This window comes from Leisingera sp. F5, from assembly GCF_001593695.1.
The window spans coordinates 1-1,204 of sequence record NZ_LUKH01001192.1; the positions used below are offsets into that span (position 1 = coordinate 1).

2 protein-coding genes are annotated in these 1,204 nt (G+C 61.2%); both read left to right on the plus strand.

Annotated elements, in window-relative coordinates; all coding sequences use genetic code 11:
* Window positions 1-176: 176 nt before the first annotated feature.
* Entirely contained in the window at window positions 177-596 is a 420-nt protein-coding gene (locus tag A2I95_RS40045; RefSeq protein WP_291737894.1) for a cupin domain-containing protein, read from the plus strand.
* 45 nt (window positions 597-641) lie between these two features.
* Window positions 642-1,204: fatty acid desaturase (locus A2I95_RS40050; protein WP_291737895.1), on the plus strand; the 563-nt coding region annotated here is incomplete at its 3' end.

Sequence of the window (1,204 nt, forward strand, 5' to 3'; positions counted from 1 at the left end):
AAGGCAATCAGCCTGGGCGCCTTCACCGGTTGCGGCACCAGTTTGGAGTGGAACTGCCCCGGCAGGGCAGCATATGTATTGTCAAAGGGGATCGTGAGTGTCATGGCCCAAACATATGCGCCGGATACAGATTTACCAGCGCCAAAGAGGCCAAGTACCACAGGGAGTTTGCCGCAATGACCGCCGATCAGATCATCCAGCACCTGGGCCTGCAGCAGCACCCGGAGGGCGGCTGGTACCGGGAAACCTGGCGGGCGGAGAATGAAGGCCGGCCCGCAGGCACCTGTATTTACTTCCTTTTAAAGGGCGGCGAGAACAGCCATTGGCACCGGGTCGATGCGACTGAGATTTGGCTTTTCCATGCCGGTGCGCCGCTGGTGCTGTCGATGGCGGAAACAGCGGAAGGCCCGGCGCAGGACCACTTGCTGACCCCTGATCTGATCAAAGGCGCGCCGCAGCAGATCGTGACCAAAGGTCACTGGCAGGCCGCCCGCACAACCGGGGACTACACATTGGTGAGCTGCACTGTATCGCCCGGCTTTCAGTTCGAAGGATTTGAACTCGCTGCGCCTGGCTTTGACATCCCGCGTGGTTGATCCCGCCTCTTGCGGCGAATCAAAAGACTGGACAAGACTGTCCATATGTCTGCGCATATGGATCACACCGCCCTTATCAAGTCGCTGCCACCGGAGACCAAAGCGTCTCTGACCACCCGTTCCGATGCTGCGGGGCTGCAGCACCTTGCGCTGTACCTTGCCGCAATGGCTGTATGCACCACAGGCATTGCGCTGCAAGTGCCCTTCTGGCCGTTCTTGATGCTGCCTCAGGGGGTGCTGTTGGTTTTCCTGTTTACCCTCACCCACGAATGCACCCACCAGACCCCTTTCCGCAGCAAGTGGCTGAACGAGGCCGCAGGCCATGTCTGCGCCCTGGCCATGGCGCTGCCTTTTATCTGGTTCCGCTACTTCCACCTGGCGCATCACAAGTTCACCAATGACCCCGAAAGCGACCCCGAGTTGGAACACGGGCCGCGCCCGGAGACCGTTCCGCAATGGTTCAAATACCTCAGCGGCTGGGGCTATTGGCGCGGCATGGCGGGGACCCTCTGGCGCAACGCCTTTGGCACCATTGATGCCCCGTACCTGCCGGAACGCCGTCACGCGCACATGCGGCTGGAGGCGCGGGTGCTGCTGGCGGTCTACGC